Here is a 1,256-nt window from a genome sequence, read left to right as displayed (position 1 = left end):
GAGCAGAAGTCTGATATTATACTCAGCCATGACACTCAGAACGGGCCGACTGAGATCGTCATTAACAAAAGCACAGACTGCATCACCCGTCCTGGCCAGGTGAGCGGTTTTTTCATCCAGGTGAATATCAAAGTATTCCAGTTCCAAGCCGGAGTTGGCATTGCACAGGTCAAAGAATTCACGATCGTATTTTTTGGCGTTAAAGATACAGATTTTCATGATCGGTTCAGGTTCCTTTTTTCGCTGGCATGAGCAATAAGCAGTCATGAGCTATAGGCTTCTGGTTAAGAATCATAGCGGAGTTTTTGATTGAAAATAGCCTTTCTGTGTAAACGTTTGGCAGCCCTATCGGGCAGTGGTCAGATTCCACTGTCCCGGGTCAGCCAGTGCAGGTCGGGACTCGCTGATCCAGCCTTTAACGCCAAGAGTTTTACAACACAAATTAGCAAGCGAGCCATAATGATGCGAGCTGTTCTTTAGTGAATGATTGAATTTTTAATCTTTTCTACTAACTTTGTCAGAGGGTTTTATTGGTTAATAGAAATCATATGAAAACTATCTTTTTTGGGGTAATGCTGGTTATCGCTATGGCTGGATTTTGTTCCGAAGAGGATGATTCTATTTGTGTTGGCAACAGTTTTTTTTTCCAAATCAATGACCCGGATGATTATGAAGTGAATATCAAATTTTTGGATAAAAGTTCAAGTCTGCTATATGAGCATGACTTATTCAATGGGTTAAACCCTGATGCAATAAAGAAAAAAACATTAATTGATTTTTCTTCTCAGGTAACAACGATAAAAACAATCGTGTTAGATAGAAATAGCAAGGTTATAGCCACAGAGATGGAAAGTTATACAGACGATATAATTGAAGGACTTTTACTATCGAGCTATCTAATTACCTTAACTCATGCCGGAAATCATGATGTTAGATTAATCTCTAATCAATGTTATTCACCTAATGATCAGGAAAAGGTTAAGATACTACAAACCTTTACAAATATTTTTATAAACCAGTTAAACACTTTTGAATCAAATAACAAGTTTTTTAAAATCATTGAGATAGATCAAAGTAAAAAGGAACAGTTGCTTAACGAGAAGCTTCGTTTGCATGGCTATAAAAAAGATGCCTGTGGAAGATATATTCACATTAACAGTACATCACCAAGATCAACCGACTGTGCCGGGATTGTTGTTCCGGTTATGAATTAACCGACTAATAAAACAGTGGGCGGTAGGCAGGTTATCTGCCTC

Annotated in this window: 1 protein-coding gene and 1 pseudogene; one reads left to right on the top strand and one right to left on the bottom strand. The window is 38.1% G+C overall.

Translation table 11 applies throughout. The features are described from left to right. Positions 1-219: pseudogene (locus tag KDK17_RS14040) on the bottom strand (2-hydroxyacid dehydrogenase); the annotation flags it as partial. A 329-nt stretch (positions 220-548) separates the two neighbouring features. Here KDK17_RS14040 and KDK17_RS14035 point away from each other — a divergent pair. Next, positions 549-1,214 carry a hypothetical protein gene (locus KDK17_RS14035; protein WP_257253056.1) on the top strand — a complete coding sequence of 222 codons (666 nt, stop codon included), beginning with the start codon at positions 549-551 and terminating at the stop codon, positions 1,212-1,214. Positions 1,215-1,256: the final 42 nt, after the last annotated feature.

The sequence above is a fragment of the Endozoicomonas sp. SESOKO2 genome (assembly GCF_024606245.1).
GTDB lineage: Bacteria > Pseudomonadota > Gammaproteobacteria > Pseudomonadales > Endozoicomonadaceae > Endozoicomonas_A.
The sequence above is the reverse complement of the archived record's forward strand: the minus strand, read 5'-3'. Positions and strand labels throughout refer to the sequence as shown.